This window comes from Haladaptatus sp. AB643 (genome assembly GCF_024136975.1).
Lineage (GTDB): Archaea > Halobacteriota > Halobacteria > Halobacteriales > Haladaptataceae > Haladaptatus.
On sequence record NZ_JAMYJW010000015.1, the window covers coordinates 13,939 to 31,178 of the forward strand.

The 17,240-nt window shown below is 62.6% G+C and carries 17 protein-coding genes; 6 read left to right on the top strand and 11 right to left on the bottom strand.

The features are described 5' to 3' along the window. The 4 genes from NKF25_RS21680 to NKF25_RS21695 form a co-directional block, all read right to left on the bottom strand. Complete coding sequence (locus NKF25_RS21680; RefSeq protein WP_253228719.1) at positions 1 to 867, bottom strand: hypothetical protein; 867 nt, start codon at positions 865 to 867, stop codon at positions 1 to 3. Further along, on the bottom strand, positions 864 to 1,310 hold the full coding sequence (locus NKF25_RS21685) for a hypothetical protein (protein ID WP_253228720.1): 447 nt from the start codon (positions 1,308 to 1,310) through the stop codon (positions 864 to 866). Before NKF25_RS21685 ends, NKF25_RS21680 begins: the two co-directional genes overlap by 4 nt. Next, positions 1,310 to 2,755, bottom strand: a complete 1,446-nt coding sequence (locus NKF25_RS21690; protein WP_253228721.1) for a DUF58 domain-containing protein — start codon at positions 2,753 to 2,755, stop codon at positions 1,310 to 1,312. The genes NKF25_RS21685 and NKF25_RS21690 overlap by 1 nt, the downstream gene beginning before the upstream one ends. Before the next feature lie 180 nt (positions 2,756 to 2,935). Further along, a complete protein-coding gene (locus tag NKF25_RS21695; RefSeq protein WP_253228722.1) occupies positions 2,936 to 3,115 on the bottom strand; it encodes a hypothetical protein in 180 nt (59 codons plus the stop codon). Here NKF25_RS21695 and NKF25_RS21700 point away from each other — a divergent pair. From NKF25_RS21700 to NKF25_RS21715, 4 genes are all read left to right on the top strand, one after another. Further along, positions 3,102 to 5,234, top strand: coding sequence for a hypothetical protein (locus NKF25_RS21700; protein ID WP_253228723.1), 2,133 nt, complete (start codon positions 3,102 to 3,104; stop codon positions 5,232 to 5,234). The two genes, NKF25_RS21695 and NKF25_RS21700, sit on opposite strands and share 14 nt — an antisense overlap. 196 nt (positions 5,235 to 5,430) lie before the next feature. Beyond that, a complete protein-coding gene (locus NKF25_RS21705) occupies positions 5,431 to 5,586 on the top strand; it encodes a hypothetical protein (RefSeq protein ID WP_253228724.1) in 156 nt (51 codons plus the stop codon). Beyond that, positions 5,583 to 6,806 carry an NAD-dependent epimerase/dehydratase family protein gene (locus NKF25_RS21710; protein WP_253228725.1) on the top strand — a complete coding sequence of 408 codons (1,224 nt, stop codon included), beginning with the start codon at positions 5,583 to 5,585 and terminating at the stop codon, positions 6,804 to 6,806. The genes NKF25_RS21705 and NKF25_RS21710 overlap by 4 nt, the downstream gene beginning before the upstream one ends. Before the next feature lie 77 nt (positions 6,807 to 6,883). Further along, positions 6,884 to 7,144 (top strand): hypothetical protein, encoded by a 261-nt coding sequence (locus tag NKF25_RS21715; protein ID WP_253228726.1) that lies wholly within the window; start codon positions 6,884 to 6,886, stop codon positions 7,142 to 7,144. Positions 7,145 to 7,160: 16 nt separating this feature from the next. On the opposite strand, the gene NKF25_RS21720 is transcribed toward NKF25_RS21715, so the two are convergent. From NKF25_RS21720 to NKF25_RS21730, 3 genes are all read right to left on the bottom strand, one after another. Then, entirely contained in the window at positions 7,161 to 7,949 is a 789-nt protein-coding gene (locus NKF25_RS21720) for a formyltransferase family protein (RefSeq protein WP_253228727.1), read from the bottom strand. 1 nt (position 7,950) lies between these two features. Beyond that, positions 7,951 to 8,889 carry a polysaccharide deacetylase family protein gene (locus NKF25_RS21725; protein WP_253228728.1) on the bottom strand — a complete coding sequence of 313 codons (939 nt, stop codon included), beginning with the start codon at positions 8,887 to 8,889 and terminating at the stop codon, positions 7,951 to 7,953. Positions 8,890 to 8,989: 100 nt separating this feature from the next. Further along, on the bottom strand, positions 8,990 to 10,093 hold the full coding sequence (locus NKF25_RS21730) for a glycosyltransferase (protein ID WP_253228729.1): 1,104 nt from the start codon (positions 10,091 to 10,093) through the stop codon (positions 8,990 to 8,992). Between the two features lie 197 nt (positions 10,094 to 10,290). Here NKF25_RS21730 and NKF25_RS21735 point away from each other — a divergent pair, with 197 nt between their 5' ends. After that, complete coding sequence (locus tag NKF25_RS21735) at positions 10,291 to 11,973, top strand: hypothetical protein (RefSeq protein ID WP_253228730.1); 1,683 nt, start codon at positions 10,291 to 10,293, stop codon at positions 11,971 to 11,973. Between the two features lie 37 nt (positions 11,974 to 12,010). On the opposite strand, the gene NKF25_RS21740 is transcribed toward NKF25_RS21735, so the two are convergent. The 4 genes from NKF25_RS21740 to NKF25_RS21755 all read right to left on the bottom strand — a co-directional run bounded on the left by NKF25_RS21740 (position 12,011) and on the right by NKF25_RS21755 (position 16,596). Further along, positions 12,011 to 13,051 carry an SDR family NAD(P)-dependent oxidoreductase gene (locus tag NKF25_RS21740; protein WP_253228731.1) on the bottom strand — a complete coding sequence of 347 codons (1,041 nt, stop codon included), beginning with the start codon at positions 13,049 to 13,051 and terminating at the stop codon, positions 12,011 to 12,013. Between the two features lie 83 nt (positions 13,052 to 13,134). Beyond that, entirely contained in the window at positions 13,135 to 14,469 is a 1,335-nt protein-coding gene (locus tag NKF25_RS21745; protein WP_253228732.1) for a glycosyltransferase family 4 protein, read from the bottom strand. A 64-nt stretch (positions 14,470 to 14,533) separates the two neighbouring features. Continuing rightward, the gene (locus tag NKF25_RS21750; protein WP_253228733.1) at positions 14,534 to 15,574 is read right to left on the bottom strand and encodes a lysylphosphatidylglycerol synthase transmembrane domain-containing protein; all 1,041 of its coding nucleotides are present in this window, start codon (positions 15,572 to 15,574) and stop codon (positions 14,534 to 14,536) included. Positions 15,575 to 15,594: 20 nt separating this feature from the next. Beyond that, positions 15,595 to 16,596 carry a glycosyltransferase gene (locus NKF25_RS21755; RefSeq protein ID WP_253228734.1) on the bottom strand — a complete coding sequence of 334 codons (1,002 nt, stop codon included), beginning with the start codon at positions 16,594 to 16,596 and terminating at the stop codon, positions 15,595 to 15,597. A gap of 142 nt (positions 16,597 to 16,738) precedes the next feature. Between NKF25_RS21755 and NKF25_RS21760 the strand changes: the two genes are divergently transcribed. Beyond that, a complete protein-coding gene (locus NKF25_RS21760) occupies positions 16,739 to 17,224 on the top strand; it encodes a DapH/DapD/GlmU-related protein (protein ID WP_253228735.1) in 486 nt (161 codons plus the stop codon). The last annotated feature ends 16 nt before the right edge of the window (positions 17,225 to 17,240 follow it).

Here is a 17,240-nt window from a genome sequence, read left to right on the forward strand (position 1 = left end):
CTACTCGCCCCACCGATAGTCGATGACCGCGTCGGCGCGGTCGGACGGTTCGATGCTCTCGACGCGAACCGGTTCGTCCATCGCGGCTGCCAGTCCGACCGCGAACACGGAGACGACCGGATGATCGAATCGGTCGAGGGAGCCGTACGCGTAACCCGACACGCCGACGGCCAGTCGATTTTCGTCCGCGACGACCGTGGCCGATGCCGCTTCCACGATGTCGAGGGCTTCGGCCGCATCCGACAGGCTCCCGGCGAGGTCCTCCGGCGTCTCGCCGAACCCGTCGGGCATCGATCCCCGAACCGAATCGAGGAGCGACATCCCCGTCGGGGAGAGCGCAACGCCGTGGCCGTCCGTCCCGTTCGAAACCACGAGGAGCGAGGACGAATCCGGGAGCGACGGGCCGTCATCGTTCGCCGTGACGAACAACACGACCGATGGCGTTCCCGAGGCGTCCGTCGGGACGTACCGCCCCGACTTCAAGCCGAGTTCGGACGCGAGCGCCGATTCGTTTTCGGCCAACGCGTCGTAGACGGCTTCGCTGGCGCTCACGGGGAGCACCCGTGTCGGCTCCAGCGAGTAGACCAGCGTCGCGGTAAACAGCCCCGTCGCGCCGAGCACGAGCAGAACCGTCCGCACTGACGGTAGGAGCGCCGCGCCGCCGAGGGCGACGAGACCGACGGCGGCGAGACCGAGTGCCGCGTTTCGGTTCCTGACGTGACGGACGCGTGCGTACTCGTCCCGGAGGGTTTCGTTCTCCTCGCGGAGGATTTCGACTTCGGCTTTCAGTCGAAACCGGTCGTCCGTTTCGGACGAGGAATCGGACTCCTTCGGTTCGGATTCCGCGCGCCGTGACGTCTCGCTCATCGGAACGCACCTCCGACGACACCACGCCCGTACTGGGTGGCGATCATCGCTATCGCACCCGTCACGAACAGGAGAACTGCGATGACCACGAGCATCCCGAATTCGAGTAGCCCGAGCCACGTCAAGGCGAGACAGCACGCCACGAGCGACACGACCGCCAGTCGTTCTCGACTCCTCGACCCCTGTAGCGACGGCGACAGCAGAACGACCGCCAATCCGAACTCGGCGACGAGAACCGTCCACCCGAGCACGTGTGGCGGGAAAAGGGCGACGACGGCGACCTGGCCGCCGACGAACGCGTACACTGCGGGGAGGAATGCCCAGAGAGCGAACAGCGTGAGACCGGCGAGCAATCCGAGTTCTCGCTGGGCGAATACCAGCGCACCCGCCGTCGCGACGACACCGATGCCGCCCAACGGCGTTCTATTCGTGGATTCGAGCATCAGACACGCACCTCCCGTGCGGAGGAGAGAACGGTTTCGATACGGTCCCCCGGTCCGACCTCGAACGCCGAAACGCGCGGATACGCCCCGATCTTCCGCCGGAATCGCTCGAACGAGACGTACTCACTGTACGTCTCGTCGATCTCCGCGAGTCCTTTCGGATCGAACAACGCATGCGGCGCGAGAAATGCCCGTGTTCCGACGGTGTGACCGCTCGCGTAGCGAACGCAGTTTTCCACCTCGCCCCGGTTGGCGTCCGACGTGAGCAGGGCGACGTGAACGTTTTCCGTGTGACGGCCGAGTTGAGTTCGAACCGCGGCGTCCAGCGGGTCGGCCGCTGCCACACCTACGGCCGACCCCGCGCCGCCTGTATTCGAGAGGAACGGACGGATTCGCGCCGCGAACTGCGAATCGTCCGCTTGGAGGTTTGCGTGCCGGTTTCGTCGCCTCGACGCGACGAAATCAGCGTTCGAGTGGGCAAATTCGCCGTTTTCCCCTTCTTCCACCGACAGCGAATACAGCGTCTCACGGATCGCCGCGTAATGTGTCGGCGTCGAACGGAACGGGTGACGGACGGTCACGCCGTCGCGTCCGACCGCGTACAGTGCCATCGCGTCGGAACGCTCGCTGGCTTCCGAGACGAGCGTGAGCGCCACTTCACGGAGATACGCGAACTGGGTCTCCCCCTCCCGTCCGTTGCCGACCGACGGCCGACTGTCGATGAAGACTGCGAGTCTGCGGTCGGTTTCGTTCTCGTACTCGCGGACGTGCGGGTAGTCGAACCGCGCCGTCGCGTTCCAATCGACGCGGCGGAGGCTGTCACCGGTCGTGTACTCGCGTATCTCGACCGTCGGCAATCCGCTGGTGTTTCGTTTCGCGTACTGACTCCCGTATTGCGTCTGTGTCCGCTGTCCTCCCCGTCCGACGTGAACGTCTTCCGGGGTTCGCTGGGTGACGGTAATGCTCGGTTCGTCGCCGTTCTCACAGCGAGCGGTGAACAACCCGAGTCGGTCGTCGATGGTGAGCCTCGGTCTCTCGAACGCGACGGTTCCGGCAGTCGGGAACTCGACGGAGTACGTCGTTTTTCCGCTGTCCTCGTCCGCATCGAGGACGACGGTTCGATTCGCCGCCGTCGTTCCCCGGCCCGAGAGCGGCGGCCGTGATTCGACCGTGAGGTCGAGCGTGGAAGAATCCGGCCGCTCGACGGCCAGCGTTACCGTCAGCGCGCTTCCCGTCGGGAGTCGAGCGCGCGATACCGACTGTGAGACGGACGTTTCCGTCACGACTCGCCGGAGTTCCGAGGTGAACGTGGCGTACTGATACAGCAACCAGCACGCGACGCCGACCGTCCCGAAGACGAGCGCCGGTCGGTCGAGAAGTATCGCCAACGCCGAAAAGGAGAGTCCGAACGTGACGACGGCCCAGTGACGACGAGTCGCATGCATCGGTGGGAAAAGCCGACGATGGCAGTTAACAGGGAGGGATCGTTTCGGCGGTAATCCCCCGTTTCGATCGGGTGGTGGTAGCCTGCCCCCCTCCCGGCGGGAACCGCCAGTTGACGGCTTCGTTCGACTGACCCCACGATGGGATAGTTCGACCATACTTCGCTCAACGGTCGACCGGTTTTAACTCCCGGTCCGGCTTACTCCGCGTCCAGCGTAGCGGTCGGATGGCTCGGTCCCCGCCGTCGAACCGTCGCCGTGATCGGTCGAACTGCCGCCGTAATTGGCCGAACTGCCGCCGCAAACCGCTCGATACTCCATGACCAGTTCGAGAAACACTCTGTTCGTCGTGCTAGTTGCCACACTCCTCGTGGCGTCGGCCGTGGTCGGCACGGGATTGACCACGGCCCAGTCCGAACAGCGCGGCGGTTCTACCGTTTCCACCGCGAACGGTTCGAATGCGAACGCGAACTCGACGAACGTCACCGTTCCCCGCCACGAAAACCCGAAGCGGGTTCGACAGAAGGGGAACTCCGAGGCGGTCAAACGGTGGCTCAGAGCGCGGCTTGCGCGGCGATTGGGCGGGAGCATGGTTCAGGTTAAGCGGGGTCAGTACGAGAAGGCACACGGCATCGTCGGCGATCGGTTCTCGAAGCAACTCGGACAGTACGTCGAGGTTCAGCGATCGACGCGCTCGAACGGGAGCGAAAACGATACCGACCAATTTCGACAGGGAGCGAAGAGCCAGCGCAAATTCATCGACGCTGTTCGGGAGTATCGGAAGACCTACCGTCAGTATCGGAAAGCACGAAAGAACGGCAACACCAAGCGTGCGCGACAGCGCGCGCGCAAACTCAACCAGTTGGCCGAACGGACGAATCAGTCCAGCGTGTCGCTGAAATCGACGTATTGGAACGTCTCGCGGACGACACCGGTCGATCTGAATCGGTCGTCGCGGCAGGTGACGACCATCTCCCGTAACGTCAGTCGGACACAGGAACACGTCGAGGAGACGGTGTTCGAGCGGACGAAACTGGACGTCCACGCGGCATCCAAGACGGTTTCGTTTCTCGACCCGATGACGCTGACCGGCGTGCTGACGACCGAAAACGGGAGTGCCATCTCGAACCGGAACGTCACGTTCAACGTCGGAAACCGAACGATTCACACCCGAACGAACGACGCCGGACGGTTCCACGCTACCTATCGCCCGACGATGATTCCGCTCGATACGACGAAAATTCCGGTCGAGTACCGACCGTTGAACCAGTCCTCGTATCTCGGCGCGACCGACACCGTGAACGCCGAAATACGGCAGGTCGATTCGCGGGTACGACTGCGACGAACGCCGAATCGGACGGGATTCGGACAGCCGATGACCGTCTCGGGCGTCGTCGGTGCGGGCGGCAGGACGGCGGGGAGCGTCCCGGTCGTCGTCAGTGTCGGCAATCAGCGAATCGGCACCGCAACCACGGGACCCAGCGGGCGATTCAAATTCCAGACGCGGCTTCCGTCGGCGGTTCCGACCGGGAAACAGCGACTCAGGGCGACGGTCGCGCTCTCGCATCGGGCGCTGTCGAGTTCGAACACGTCCCGGAGCGTGTTCGTCGAGCGGACGAACACGTCGCTGTCGATTCACGCGACGCGAAACGGCAGTCGCGTCGCGGTGCACGGCCGACTGCGTGCCAACAACAGCACGGCGGGGAAGGGTCGCGTGGTTGCGCTCCGAGTGAACGGCAACCGCGTCGCGCACACGAAGACGAAACCGAACGGAAGTTACGAGACGACGATGCGCCTGCCGTCGTCGGTGAAACGAGACGACGACGCCAGCGTCGTCGCGGTGTTCAACGCGAACGCGTCGAACCTCGACGGGGCACGGGCGAGTGCCCGACTCGAAGGAACGTCGAGTTCGGCCGGGTTGCTCGACTGGATCTCGCTGCCGTGGGCGGGTGCGGCGCTGCTGACGCTCGTCCTCCTGTTCGGAACCGTTCTGGTCAGGGAGCGATGGATGGGCGACGGTGGCGAGACGATGACGGAGGAATCGGTTACCGAAGCCGAGGACCGAGACGGGACGGACGAGGAGGACGTGGGTGACGAGGCGGACGCTAATGACGAACGGACCGTGCAGGACGAACTCGACGCCGCACGCTCGCGCCTCGCGTCCGGCGAGTACGAACCGGCGGTCGAGATGGGGTACGCGACGGTTCGTACCTCCATCCTTCGTCGGTACGACCTCGACCCGTCGGCGACGCCGCGCGAGTTCCGACGGGAGGCGATGACGACCGTTTCCGACCGCGAATATCGAGTACTGGACGACCTGACTGCGTACTACGAGCGCGTCGTCTTCGCCTCGGAAGCGGCTTCGGCGGACTCCATTTCGGGGCTGCTCGACGACGTTGGCGACGTCGTTCCGCGCGAGCACGACGAGGAGGCCGACGATGACGAAGGGGGGACGCAGGACGATGGACGAACCGAGGACTGACGATTCGACGAATTACGATCGGTATCGGCCCGTAGCTAGCACGGTCGCAAGTACGCCCCGACCGAGTATACCTCGATTGCGTGACGATCGATATAGAGAAACGAATTTTTACGCGCCGTACTGTTCCATTTCGACGTTTTCAGATCCATTACGCCCGAAATCTTGAAGTCAAAAGGGATAGTGGACTGACACTCTAATGAGAGACTCGAACGATTACGTTGAACATCTCAGTGACATCGGGGACGGCATCGGGTGTACCGAGATCTGGGAGCATCTGAGTGACCGTCGGATGGAGGCAGACGCGGAAGCAAACGAAGATACGGACGCGGCCGGGAAGGGGGCCGAGCGATGACGATTCTCGTCACCGGAGGCGACGGTTATATCGGGTGGCCGACGGCGCTCCGGATCGCCGACCGAACCGACGAGCGCGTCATCAGCGTCGACAACTACGGGCGGCGTCGTTGGGTCGAGGAGATCGGCAGCCAGAGCGCGGTTCCGATCACGACCCCGGAGGAGCGAGTGGTCGCCGCGAGCGACCAGTTGGGGATCACGAACCTCTCGTTCGTCCGTGGCGACCTCGTGGACCGTTCGTTCGTGGACGAACTTCTGTCCATCCACGAACCCGAGACGATCGTTCACGTGGCCGCACAGCCATCCGCGCCCTACTCGCAGATAAACGGCGACCGGGCGAACTACACGCAGCACAACAACCTGCAATCGACGCGAAACCTCCTGTGGGGGTTGAAGGAACACGGGATGACCGACACCCACTTCATCGAGACGACGACGACCGGCGTCTACGGCGCGCCCGACTTCCCGATTCCGGAGGGGGGCGCGACGATGGAGAACGAGGGGAAGCGTGACGAAGTTCCGTTCCCGGCGATGGCGGGAAGCTGGTATCACCTGACCAAATCACACGACGCGGCCAACCTGCGGTTGGCACACAAGCAGTTCGGGGTTCCGATCAGCGACGTTCGGACGGCCATCATCTACGGCACCGAAACCGAGGAGACGAGGGCGTCCGACGCGTTGAAGACGCGGTTCGACTTTGACTACTACTTCGGCACCGTCGTCCACCGCTTCTGTGCACAAGCGGCCGAGGGCTACCCGCTGACGGTGTACGGGAAGGGCGAGCAACGGAAACCGTTCGCCAGCCTCGAAGACACCGTGGAGGGACTCGCGCGCCTCGCGCTCGCCGACTCGGCCGACCGATCCGACGATTTCGCGGTGTACAACCAAGTGACGCGAGCCATCAGCATCGTGGAAATCGCCGAAACCATCGACTCGGTCGCCGCGGAGTTCGATTTCGATACGTCCGTCGAACACTTCGAAAACCCGCGCGAGGAGGACGAGACGCACGCGATGGAGATCGAAAACGACCGCTATATGAGTCTCATCGGCGACCAGCGACAGACGTTCGAGGAAGGTGTTCGGGACGTGTTGGAGACGCTCGCTCGCCACAGCGACCGGATCGAATCGCACGAGGACCGCTTCGTTCCCGACGTGCTGCTGAGCGACGGGACGGCCGAAGCGAACGGCGAATCGGACTCGGTTCCGGCCGAGTCGGACTGAATAACCGTTTTTAACGTTCCCCTGACTGCCCACGGGAGCCGACAGAGTTGTACGTGTTTCCGTCGAGTGTCGTCCCGATGACGCTCGAACATCGACGGCAGTTCATCTACGGGCAACTCGGATTGATGCTCATCGCGGCGGCCTGCCTGTCGATTCTCGGGGTGCTCACGGTCGAGACGTTCTTCCTCGTCTCGCTCGTCGGCCTGTTGATGTTGCTGGAACTCACGTCACCCGCACACGTCCGGCCACGGTGGCAGTTACGACTTCGCTGGATACTGCTCGCCGGACTGGTGGCATTCGGGTACGTCGTCGCGATACACGTTTTGCGGACATTCTAGTCGCGGTCGGTCCCGATCAGACGGTTTCATCGACGCGGTTGTACAGCGACTTGCCGAGGAAGCGGGCGAATTCGGCGGGATCCGGACGGGTGTAGAGCGTCCCGAGTTCATTCACCGTTTTCGGTTCGAACGTCGGTTCGTCGAGGCGGCGAACTGCCTCGGTCAGCATCGGGCCGGACGCCCAGTAGAGACGCTCCAACACGTCGCCCCACATCGTGCAGTCGCTGATGGTGACCTCGTCCTCCACGACGATGTGCCCCGCGTCGAGTTCGTCAGTTATCCGTTGAAGCGTCACGCCCGCCGTCTCTTCGTCGTGCAGGAATTCCCAGAACCCGGCCGGGCGGCCGCGATACCGCCGAAAATTCCCGTGATGATAACTCAGCACACCGTGGTCGGGAGCGGTCAGGGCGTCGCCGACGAGAATGTCGAACCCGTAGCGGATGGCGAGGTCCGTGTGTTCGTCGAGGAGCGAAACCGCTTCGGGCGGGAGTTCGTTCCCCAACCCGTTCGTCTCCACGGGCTGACATCGGTGGTACGTCACGTCGTTCGCGTCGATAACCTCCGAAACGTGTCGGCGTTTCCTGTATTCCGGTGGGTCGAGCGTGCGGCGGATCATCTTCACGCCCTGCATCGACGTCCAGATACCGTCACGCCGCGCGATTTCGAGATACCGTCTGTACCCCGGCGGGTCGGCGTTCTCGATGATCGTCGTAACGGTCGCATCCGTTTCCGCTTCCATCCGTTCGATGGGGCGCGCCATCCACTCCTCCAGCATCTGCCCGTCGAGCAGAAGTCCGACCCGCATCTCAGACACCCCCCGCGTAGCGGTCGGCACACTCCTGAAGGGTCACGACGTCGATGCCGCCTCGTCGCTGGAACTGACCCGCTCGTCGCAGAAATTCCCGTATCAACAGCCACTGGTCGTCGTTCGACATGTTGAACAGGTGAGTCCACAGATGAACGTGCGAATCCTCGACGAGCGCACGATCCAGCGCCGATTGCAGGTAGCGCTGGTGAATCCGCCGTCGAACCGGCTTCGGAATCGGGCGAAAGCCGGGATGGGTCGGATGACGACCCTCCGGCAGGAGCGCCGTCGTCAGCGATGGCGCCTTCGTACTCGGCACCTCGACGATTCCGTTTCGTTCCCGCGGTTCGGCGACCGGATGTTCACGGCGTAGCATGTACCACGCCTTGCCCGGGGCGTGGTCGGGCAGTCCGGCGATCGGAATCCGAATCGTCCGAATTCCGTGCTTTGACAGTACGTCACGCTCGACGGTGTGGTGGCGTGGTGCCACGAACGAGACCGGTTTCTGTAGGTCGTTTCGTTCGTACAGGTCCTCGACTCGGTCGAGTTCCCAGTCGAGGTGGTCGTCGTCGAACTGTTCGGCCAACAAGTGCGAGTACGTGTGCGTGCAAATCTCGTGGTCCACCTCCGTGTCCACGATTTCCTCGACCAGATCCGGGGCGTAGTACCTCGGGTGGGTGTCGACGGATGACTCCGGTCCGACGGGCCACCAGTCGTCATCGTACGGGTCGTCTTCGGGTGGGATGTACTCTGGATGGAGGAGGTAACCGACCACGTCGAACGAAATGGGTACGTCGTATTCGTCACACGCGGACAGGAGTCGCCGCAAAGCCTGCGTCTCGTGCGAGCGCCTTTCGCTGATGTATCCGGGGTCGGTTTCGAGTCCCTGTTCCCCCCATTTTAGTTCCAGTTCGATACTCATGCTTACTGTTGCCGTCATGAAAGGAGATACACGGCATCCACTGGAAAAGAGATTCTGGCTCATCGAACGTTTCAGTCTTGAAACTGGTCGCAGCCACTCGAATTGCCGACGGAAATTCCTATTCGTCCACGAAAATCGACGTGTACTCCGCCATCATCGACTCGATATCGAACCCGTCGATCATGTACTCCCGAGCGATTCGTCCCCGTTCGGCGAGGTCGGTCCCGGCCAACGATTCGATACCGTCCGCGAGCGCGGACGGGTCGTTCGGCCGAACGACTCGACCACCGCGAACCAGATCCGAGACGCCGCCAACGTCGGTGCTCACGACCGGCGTCTCGCACGCTTGTGCCTCCCGTATCACCGCCGGTGGTCCCTCCGCCAGCGACGCGAGGACGAACACGTCCGCCGCGATGAGAAACGGTCGCACGTCGTCCTGGTAGCCCGCGAACGTGACGCTTCCCGTGATTCCCCGTTCCGCGACGAACCGTTCGTATTCGGCCCGTTTCGTCCCGTCGCCGACGAGCGTGAGGTGGTACGTTCGACCCTCCCTCGCGTCCAGTTCGGCCACGGCTTCCAGCAGGTTATCGACGCCTTTCACCGGGTCGAGGCGACCGACGTAGACGAGTTCGACGGTATCCTCGCGGTCGAAATCGGCCGGTGCCGTCGCGTCCGGCGAATAGTAATCGAGGTCGATTCCCGTCGGGATGACCGACGTCTTTCCCTCGGACGCGAACCGAACCAGTCCGTTGCGGACGTACTCACCCTGTCCGACGACGTGGTCCGCGGCCGCGAACGTCAGTCGCCCGACCGAGTGGGTGTACAGTTTCGCCACCCAGTCCACGAACCGGTTTCCGTAGAACCACTCGACGCCGACGAGGTTGCTCACGACGACGGTGGTATCGACGCCGAATCGACGGCCGAGCAGCGCGCCGATCGAACAGACCGGGTAGAGATAATCGCCGATGACGAGTTCGTCCAGCGTCGGAATATCCTCCTTCAGCAGGCGATAGAATCCCGGCGTCGGAAGGGTGTAGCGCAGTTCCGGGACGAACCGCGCGGGATAGTACTTCACCGTGATGTTCGGTCCCTCGGGCGGGTTTCCGCGACCCTTCTCCGGATGGTAGAACACCACGTCGTGTCCCGCCGCTGCCAACCGCGGCGCGAGCAGTTGCGGGTCCGGTCTGACCAGCACCGTCGGATTCAGCAGTCCGATCTTCATCTGTCCCCCTAATCGGCGGTGTCGACCGGCAAATAGGTTCGCTGAAAGTTTCACTACCAGGACGAATAGAAAATGGCCGCACCATCCGAACATCGTATTGATTCCTCCCGATCCGAACACGTCTCGAAACCTCACGAATTCCCCGTGCGGGCCGATAGATTCGTAAGTGTCTCCGTCGCGTACTGAACGGACTGTCGATGAATCCTCGTCCCGCCGTTGCCCGTCACCCAGGAGACGTGCTCAAAGTCGTCGTCATCGTCGCGTGCTGGGTGCTGTTGGCGACGACGCTCGTGTCTCATTTCGGCGGCAGACTGTCACCGTATCTCCAAGCCGGTGTCGGAATCGTCGTTCTGTCGTTGGCCGCGTACGCGGTTTGGGCCCCGTCACGGCCGTCGTTCCCGGCGATCCGACCCCTTCTCGCGGCGATAGTGGCGTTGGGCGTCTACTACCGTGCCTCCATCGTCTCGTTTCCGAGTAGCTACCTCGGGATGGACCCAGACAAGTTCGCCACGGTCATGGTCTCCCTGATGGAGACGGGGCGGGTCGCGGGGCTCGACTTTCAGTTCTACGGGAAAGCGCCCACGTTTCTGCTGTCGGGTGCGCTGACCGGGAAGATACTGGGCGTGGGGGACCTCCGAATTTTGGACGTGTACGCCTACGTCTTCGGGATTTTCTTCCCGCTTCTCGCCTACGTCATCGCGCGCCGACTGTGGACTGACCGCGCCGGAATCTACGCGGCGCTGTTGGTCACGGTCGGCGCGACCTCCGTAATGTACGCCGTGATGCCACTGGCACAGACGCTCGCGGTCGGGTTGTGGCTCCCGTTCCTCTACGTCCTCGGGCAGTATCTCCAGCACAAGCGCGGACGCGACCTCGCGCTGGCGTTCCTCTTCACCATCACGCTGGTGTACACGCACAAGATCACGACGCTCCTCGTCTTCGGGGCGGTCGTCGGCAGCGGCGCGCTCATCCTGCTCAAATCGGGCGATTGGCGGGACCAGCCAGTTCGTCGGGCGACGACGCCCTCGACCCTGTTCGTCCTCACGCTCCTTTCGGGCGTGCTCGTTCTCGTTCAACTCACCGTCATCACGGACTTCATCACGGGCGTCATCGGCCGACTGTTGCTGGCACTACAAGTCGCGTCCGTGACGACGGTTCACGCCGTTCCGAAGGCGGCGAGACCGGTCGCGGCCGGGACGATGTACTTCCTGCTTCGCCGGGCGTACGGACTTTCGTTGGTTCCCCTCGCTGGAATCGCCTGGCTCCTGCTGGCCCGCAAAGCGGAGTCGGACGACGAGTGGACGCTGCTGGCCGGTATCGCGGTCTGTATCGTACTTACCGGAGTCGGTTCCGTGAGTGTTTCCGCAGTGAACCCGTCACGGATGTACTTCTACGTGGAACTGTTGTTGTGCGTCCTCGTCTCGATAACCCTCCTCACGCGATACGCAACCGGGCGGCGACGGCGAACGCTCGCGGCCGCCGTCCTCGTGCTGTTGCTGATGTCACAACTCGTTTCGCCGTTGATCGTCCCCGACAGTCCACAGAGCGACCGACAGTACCTCACGGCCGAGGAGGTCGCCGCGAAGCGGTTCAGTTCGCACGTCCCTGCACAGATCGCCACCGACCAGTACTACGCACAGGAGTCCGTGAACCTTCGAAATCCGGGTGACCAACGGGTGTACGTGGCCGCGGACGAGAACTTGATGAACGACACGGCGTTTCCCAGCAGAGCCTACGTCGCCTACCGTGAGAAGGCTCGCGTGTATCGACTATACGGCAAGATGAAAGGCAGGTGGTCGCTCACGTACGATCCCGAGGTCGGATTGGACCGCCACCGCGACCGCGTCTATGCGAACGGCGGCGTCGTCATCTACGATTGAACGGGCGGCGTCTCCGATCGAAATACGCCGTCGATACTTACGATCGACGTTCCACAGGTGCTCCGACCGTCTGTAGCTTTCCATCCATCCCGTCGAGCATCGCCAACAGTTCCGTTTTCGAGAGCTGTCGTGCGTCCTCGGACGTGTACTCGCCCGCGAGCGAACGTCCCGCGTCATCGTCGGGCATCGATCCCTCGTTCGGGTAGAGGATGAAGCGGGTGTCCTCCTCGACCGCGTGTTTCACCTCGTCCTCCGAGACGAGTTTCTCGTGGTAGCGCTCGGTCGGTCCGGAGCCGACGATTCTCGTCGGAATCTCCTCCGGGCGATGGCCGAATTGGGTCGCGTACTTCTCCCGAAGCGCATCGGCTAACGTCCCCAGTTTGAACGCGGGCATCTTGCGGACGACGACTTCGCCCCCGTCGGTCGTTCCGTAGGTTTCCACGACGAACTCGGCCGCGTCTTCCGGTCGCATGACGAACCGGGTCATTTCGGCGTCGGTGACGGTGATCGGTCCGCCCGCTCGAATCTGTTCGATAAACACCGGTACCACGGAGCCACGCGTCCCGAGCACGTTTCCGAACCGGACACAGCCGAATCGAGTGTCTCGACTGTTCTCGTTCGCTGCGACGCTCAGTCGCTCGGAGAGCAACTTCGTTGCGCCCATCGCCGAGACGGGGTTCGATGCCTTGTCCGTACTGACGGCGATGACGGCTTCCACGTCCGTTTCCATCGCGGCGTGAATGACGTTCTCGGTTCCCTCGACGTTCGTTTTGACCGCCTGAAACGGATCGCGTTCCACGATTCCGACGTGTTTGAGCGCCGCGGTGTGAAAGACGACGTCGATACCGTCCATCGCTTCCACCATCTCGTGGAACTCACGCACGTCCTTGTACGACGTTTTCAGTTGGCGTGGATACTGACGTCCGAGTTTCGTCTCCATCCAGTGGAGTCGTCCCTCGTCGTTGTCGATGACACGAACCAGTTCCGGGCCATCCTGCAACACCCGTCGAACCAGTGCCGAACCGATCGAGCCACACCCACCGGTAATGAGCACTCGCTTGCTACTCAGTGTTGTCATATTTTCTCTCCCGATTGTCAAACCACTCACACTAACTTATCGATTGTGCCCATGCCCGAGACCGCGTTCAGGCTCCGATTTGTCTAATTACTACCGATCTGTTCTTGAAATATGTCTCTGTATCGAACATACAATTCCGTCTGCGAGTACTGCTGTTCGACGTGTCGTCTCGCCGTCGATCGAAGTTCCTCGGAATCGCTGGTGACGACGGACGTGATCGCTTCGGCGACTTCACCCGGTTCGTCCCGCGAGACGACGCTTCCGGCGGCGACGATTTCGCGTGCGCCGCCGACATCGGTGGTGACGACGGGCAGTCCACAGGCCTGTGCCTCCATCAATACCGTCGGGAACCCTTCCGAAACCGACGTGAGTACGAGCACGTCGGCGTCGCGGTAGTACTCCCGGACGTTCGACCGAAAGCCCTCGAATCGGACGGCGTCGCTCAACTCCAACTCCTTCGCCAGCGTCTCGTATCGTTCCCGCTCCTCGCCGTCACCGACGATGGTGAGGTCGTAGTCGGTACCCGTCTCGTCCCGTAATCGCTTCACGCTCCGAAGGAGCAGCGGGATGTTTTTCACGGGGGCCAACCGCCCGACGAACAGCAGGTTTACCCGTTCGTCCGCGTGCGTTCGACCACCCACCTTCGTTCGGTCGTTCGCATCCGCGTTCCCACCCCCGTTCGCTCGCTCACGTTCGTTCACGCCCGCTCGCCTGTCCGCATCCTGTTCGTTCACTCCCGCTCGCCCGCCCGCATCCCCCTGTTCGCCCACGTTCGCTCGCTCCCGCTCGCGGCCGTCGGCTGTTTCCTCGGCGGCCGTGAAATGGTCCACGTCGATGCCGTTCGGAATCACGGTGATCTTTTCGGCGGGCGCGAACCGCGTCAGTTCCGTTCGCATGTACTCGCCCGGGACGACGAGGTGGTCGCTGAGTGCGAACGTACACCGGCCGACGGTGTGGGTGTAAATCGCCGCGATGGAATCGACGACGGACTGTCCGTACGACCAGCGAACGCCGACGAGCACGTCCACACTGACGATACAGGGAGTGCGGAGCAGGGCGGTGAAGAGCGTCGTGACGAGACACGGCAGGTAGATGTAGCTCGTCACGAACGCCACGTCGGCCCGGCCGATCAGCGAGAACAGTTGGGTGAAAAACGACGGCAACGGGATCGGATACCGGACGCCAGGAACGAACCACGCGTCGTAGAACACGTAGTCCGCGTCGTCCACCGTCTCCATCCTGTCCGCGGCTTCCTTCGGGATGACGACGGAGACCCGGTTGCCGTCGTCGGCCAACTGCTGGGTCAGCATCTTCGTCTCCGGCCGCGGCGTCTTCGCCGGATTGACGAGCACGAACTCGTTTCCGCCGTCACTATCGCCGTCGCTTTCACTACCGCCGTCCTCCCCCCACTGAACCATACCACGGACGACGGCGGTTCGGTACAAAACGCTAGGGCGTCGGTGCACGCTCGTCTCCGTTGGATTAGACGCTCACGTCCGAGTGGATAACGTAATTCGCGTAGACGTAGAGGAGCACGAGCGGCAGATAGGCGGCGAAAATCCTGTCGAGGACGACGACGCTCGCGGCCAAGCCGGGTGGAACTCCCAACGCCACGAGCACCGTCGTCCCCGTCACCTCCGTGATTCCGATGCCGCCGATGGAGATGGGGAGCACGGTGACCGAGTACACCAGCGTCGGGATGAGTAGGTAGAGCAGCGGCGACAACTCCAATCCTTGACTCGTGCCGATGACGCCGAACCGAACCCCCGAGAGCACGACGAACGACAGAAACAGCAACCCCGCCGACTTGACCTTGTTCGGCGAAAGGATGTCGTGTTGCATCTCGGCGGCCGACGACAACAGTTTCGGCGCGCGGTCGGAGATGAACGACGGGAGGTCGACCCACGCCAGCAGGAACACGCCGACGGGAATCGAGAGGTACGCCCCGGCGCTGACGAGCAGGACGAGGGCCAGTCCGCGTTCGAGGTACTGAACCAGCAGGAACAACCCGGCCAGTGCGACGAGGCCGTTTATCGCGGCGATCATCTGCAGTTGGACGCCCTTGATGACGAACGCCCGCCGTAGTTTGATTCCCGTGTACTTGTTCAGGATGAGCGGCGTCGTGGCGAGCGTCCCGAGTCGCGTCGGCAGAAACGAGTTGACGACGAAATCCACCGTATCGACCTTGAATATCGGCAGGAACCGTATCTTCTCGTACTCCTCGTACAGCAACTGCAACGACCGAGACGTGAGGAAGATTGGGAGCACGACGATAGGGACGAGCAGCACCAGATAAATCGCCTTCATCTGGAACATCGTTTCGAAGGCCTGTTCGACGGGGAACTTCCACAGCAGGTACCCGAACGATCCGACCGAAACCAGCACCTTCAGGACCGTGATGACGACGCTCCACCGCGAATCCGTGTCGTCGTCGGACGCATCGGTATCCCGCTCCTCGTCGGGGTGCTCGTCGCCGTGTCTTCCCTCGTCGAGTTTTCTCGCGTCGGGTCCTTCCTCGTTCATGAATCACGTTCCTCCGGAAATCATCGGAGATACGACCCCACGAGCGTTCGGGCGATGCCGATGCCGTACCCGAGTTTCGGTTTCTTCGTCGTGCTCGCCTGCCGCCGTTCGACAGTCACCGGAACCTCCTCCAACCGAAACCCGTTCTTCCGTACTTCGACCAACAACTCGACCGCACAGAAGCGCTCTTCGACCCACGAAATCCGGTCGAGGGTATCGATGGTGACCGCTCGAAAGCCGTTGGTCGAGTCGGTGATGGAGGACTTCGTGAGGACGTTGATGAGCGTCGTGAACGCCCAGATGCCGCCGCGGCGAACCGGACCGTTTTCGGAGGAGTCGGTTCCGAGATAGCGTGATCCGATGACGTAATCCGCCTCGTCGGCGAGGACGGGAGCGACGAGGCGTTCCACCTCGTCGCCGCGGTGCTGACCGTCCGCGTCCATCCCGACGACGATGTCCGCCCGTCGTCGTCTGGCGATTTCGAAGCCGGTTTTCAGCGCACCACACTGTCCCGTGTTGACCGTGTGTTCGACCACCAACGCGCCCGCGCTGCGGGCCGCGCGGGCGGTCCCGTCCATCGACCCGTCCGAAACAACGAGCGGGACGATGTCGTGGTCGAAGAGCGATTCGGGGAGCGATTCGACCACCGCGCCGACCGTTTCCGCCTCGTTGTAGGCCGGAATGACGACGTAGATCGAGTTCTCGTCCGTGTCGTCGGAAACGTCTCGAATCGCCCGCTCTCGAATCAGCGAGTTGAACTTCCGCTCGGTCCGGACGCTCCTGCGCCGAAGCAGGACGGCGAAACCGAGCGTGACGACGAGGGCGAGAACGGCCACCAGTTCCGCGGCACCCACACCACGCAGAAGCGTACCGATCTGCGGTGCGACTGCGACGACGAGGATGACGAATGCGCCGAGTAGCGCCGCTCCGAGTTCGTATCGCTCGAAGCGGGTTCGGTAGCGTTCGAAACCCACACCGAGCACCCCGACGAAGAGGACGAGATAGACTACCCGAGGAATCATCGTTCACCACCAACCACGTACCTCCCCATAACCATTGACAATTATCTAACCATTTCGGCGCGGTAATTCCAAAATTCCCGCCCGGCAGAAAGATCCGGTTTCTGCCAAACCGTTAAGCGACGAACCGTCGTAGCGGGCGGAGATGGTCAACGACATCGAATCACGTGACAAGGTGTTCGAGTGGGCGCGACTCGTCAACACCGACAATCTCGAACTGGGGGAGAACGTGGAAATCGACGACTTCGTGCTGGTGAACGCCGGCGACGGGACGTATATCGGCGACAACTCGTGTCTCCACTCCGGGACGAAACTCATCGGCGGCGGCGAGTTTTACATGGGAAGGAATTCCGTCGTCACGTACAACTGCGTCCTCGTGACCGGGTACCCGAAATTCACCTCGCACATGAGTTCCGGCGTTCCAGCCGACGAAAAGGACCGGGTTCAGGGGACGATACGCATCGAGGACGAGGTGTTCGTCGGTTCGGGGTCGGTCGTCATGCCCGACGTGACGCTCGGCGAGGGGGCCGTCGTGGGCGCACTCTCGTACGTGGACGAGGACGTGCCGCCGTGGACGATTCGCTATCCGGATGGCACTGAGATGGCTCGTCCGCAGTTCGAACCCTACTGACCGTCGGAGGGCCGTT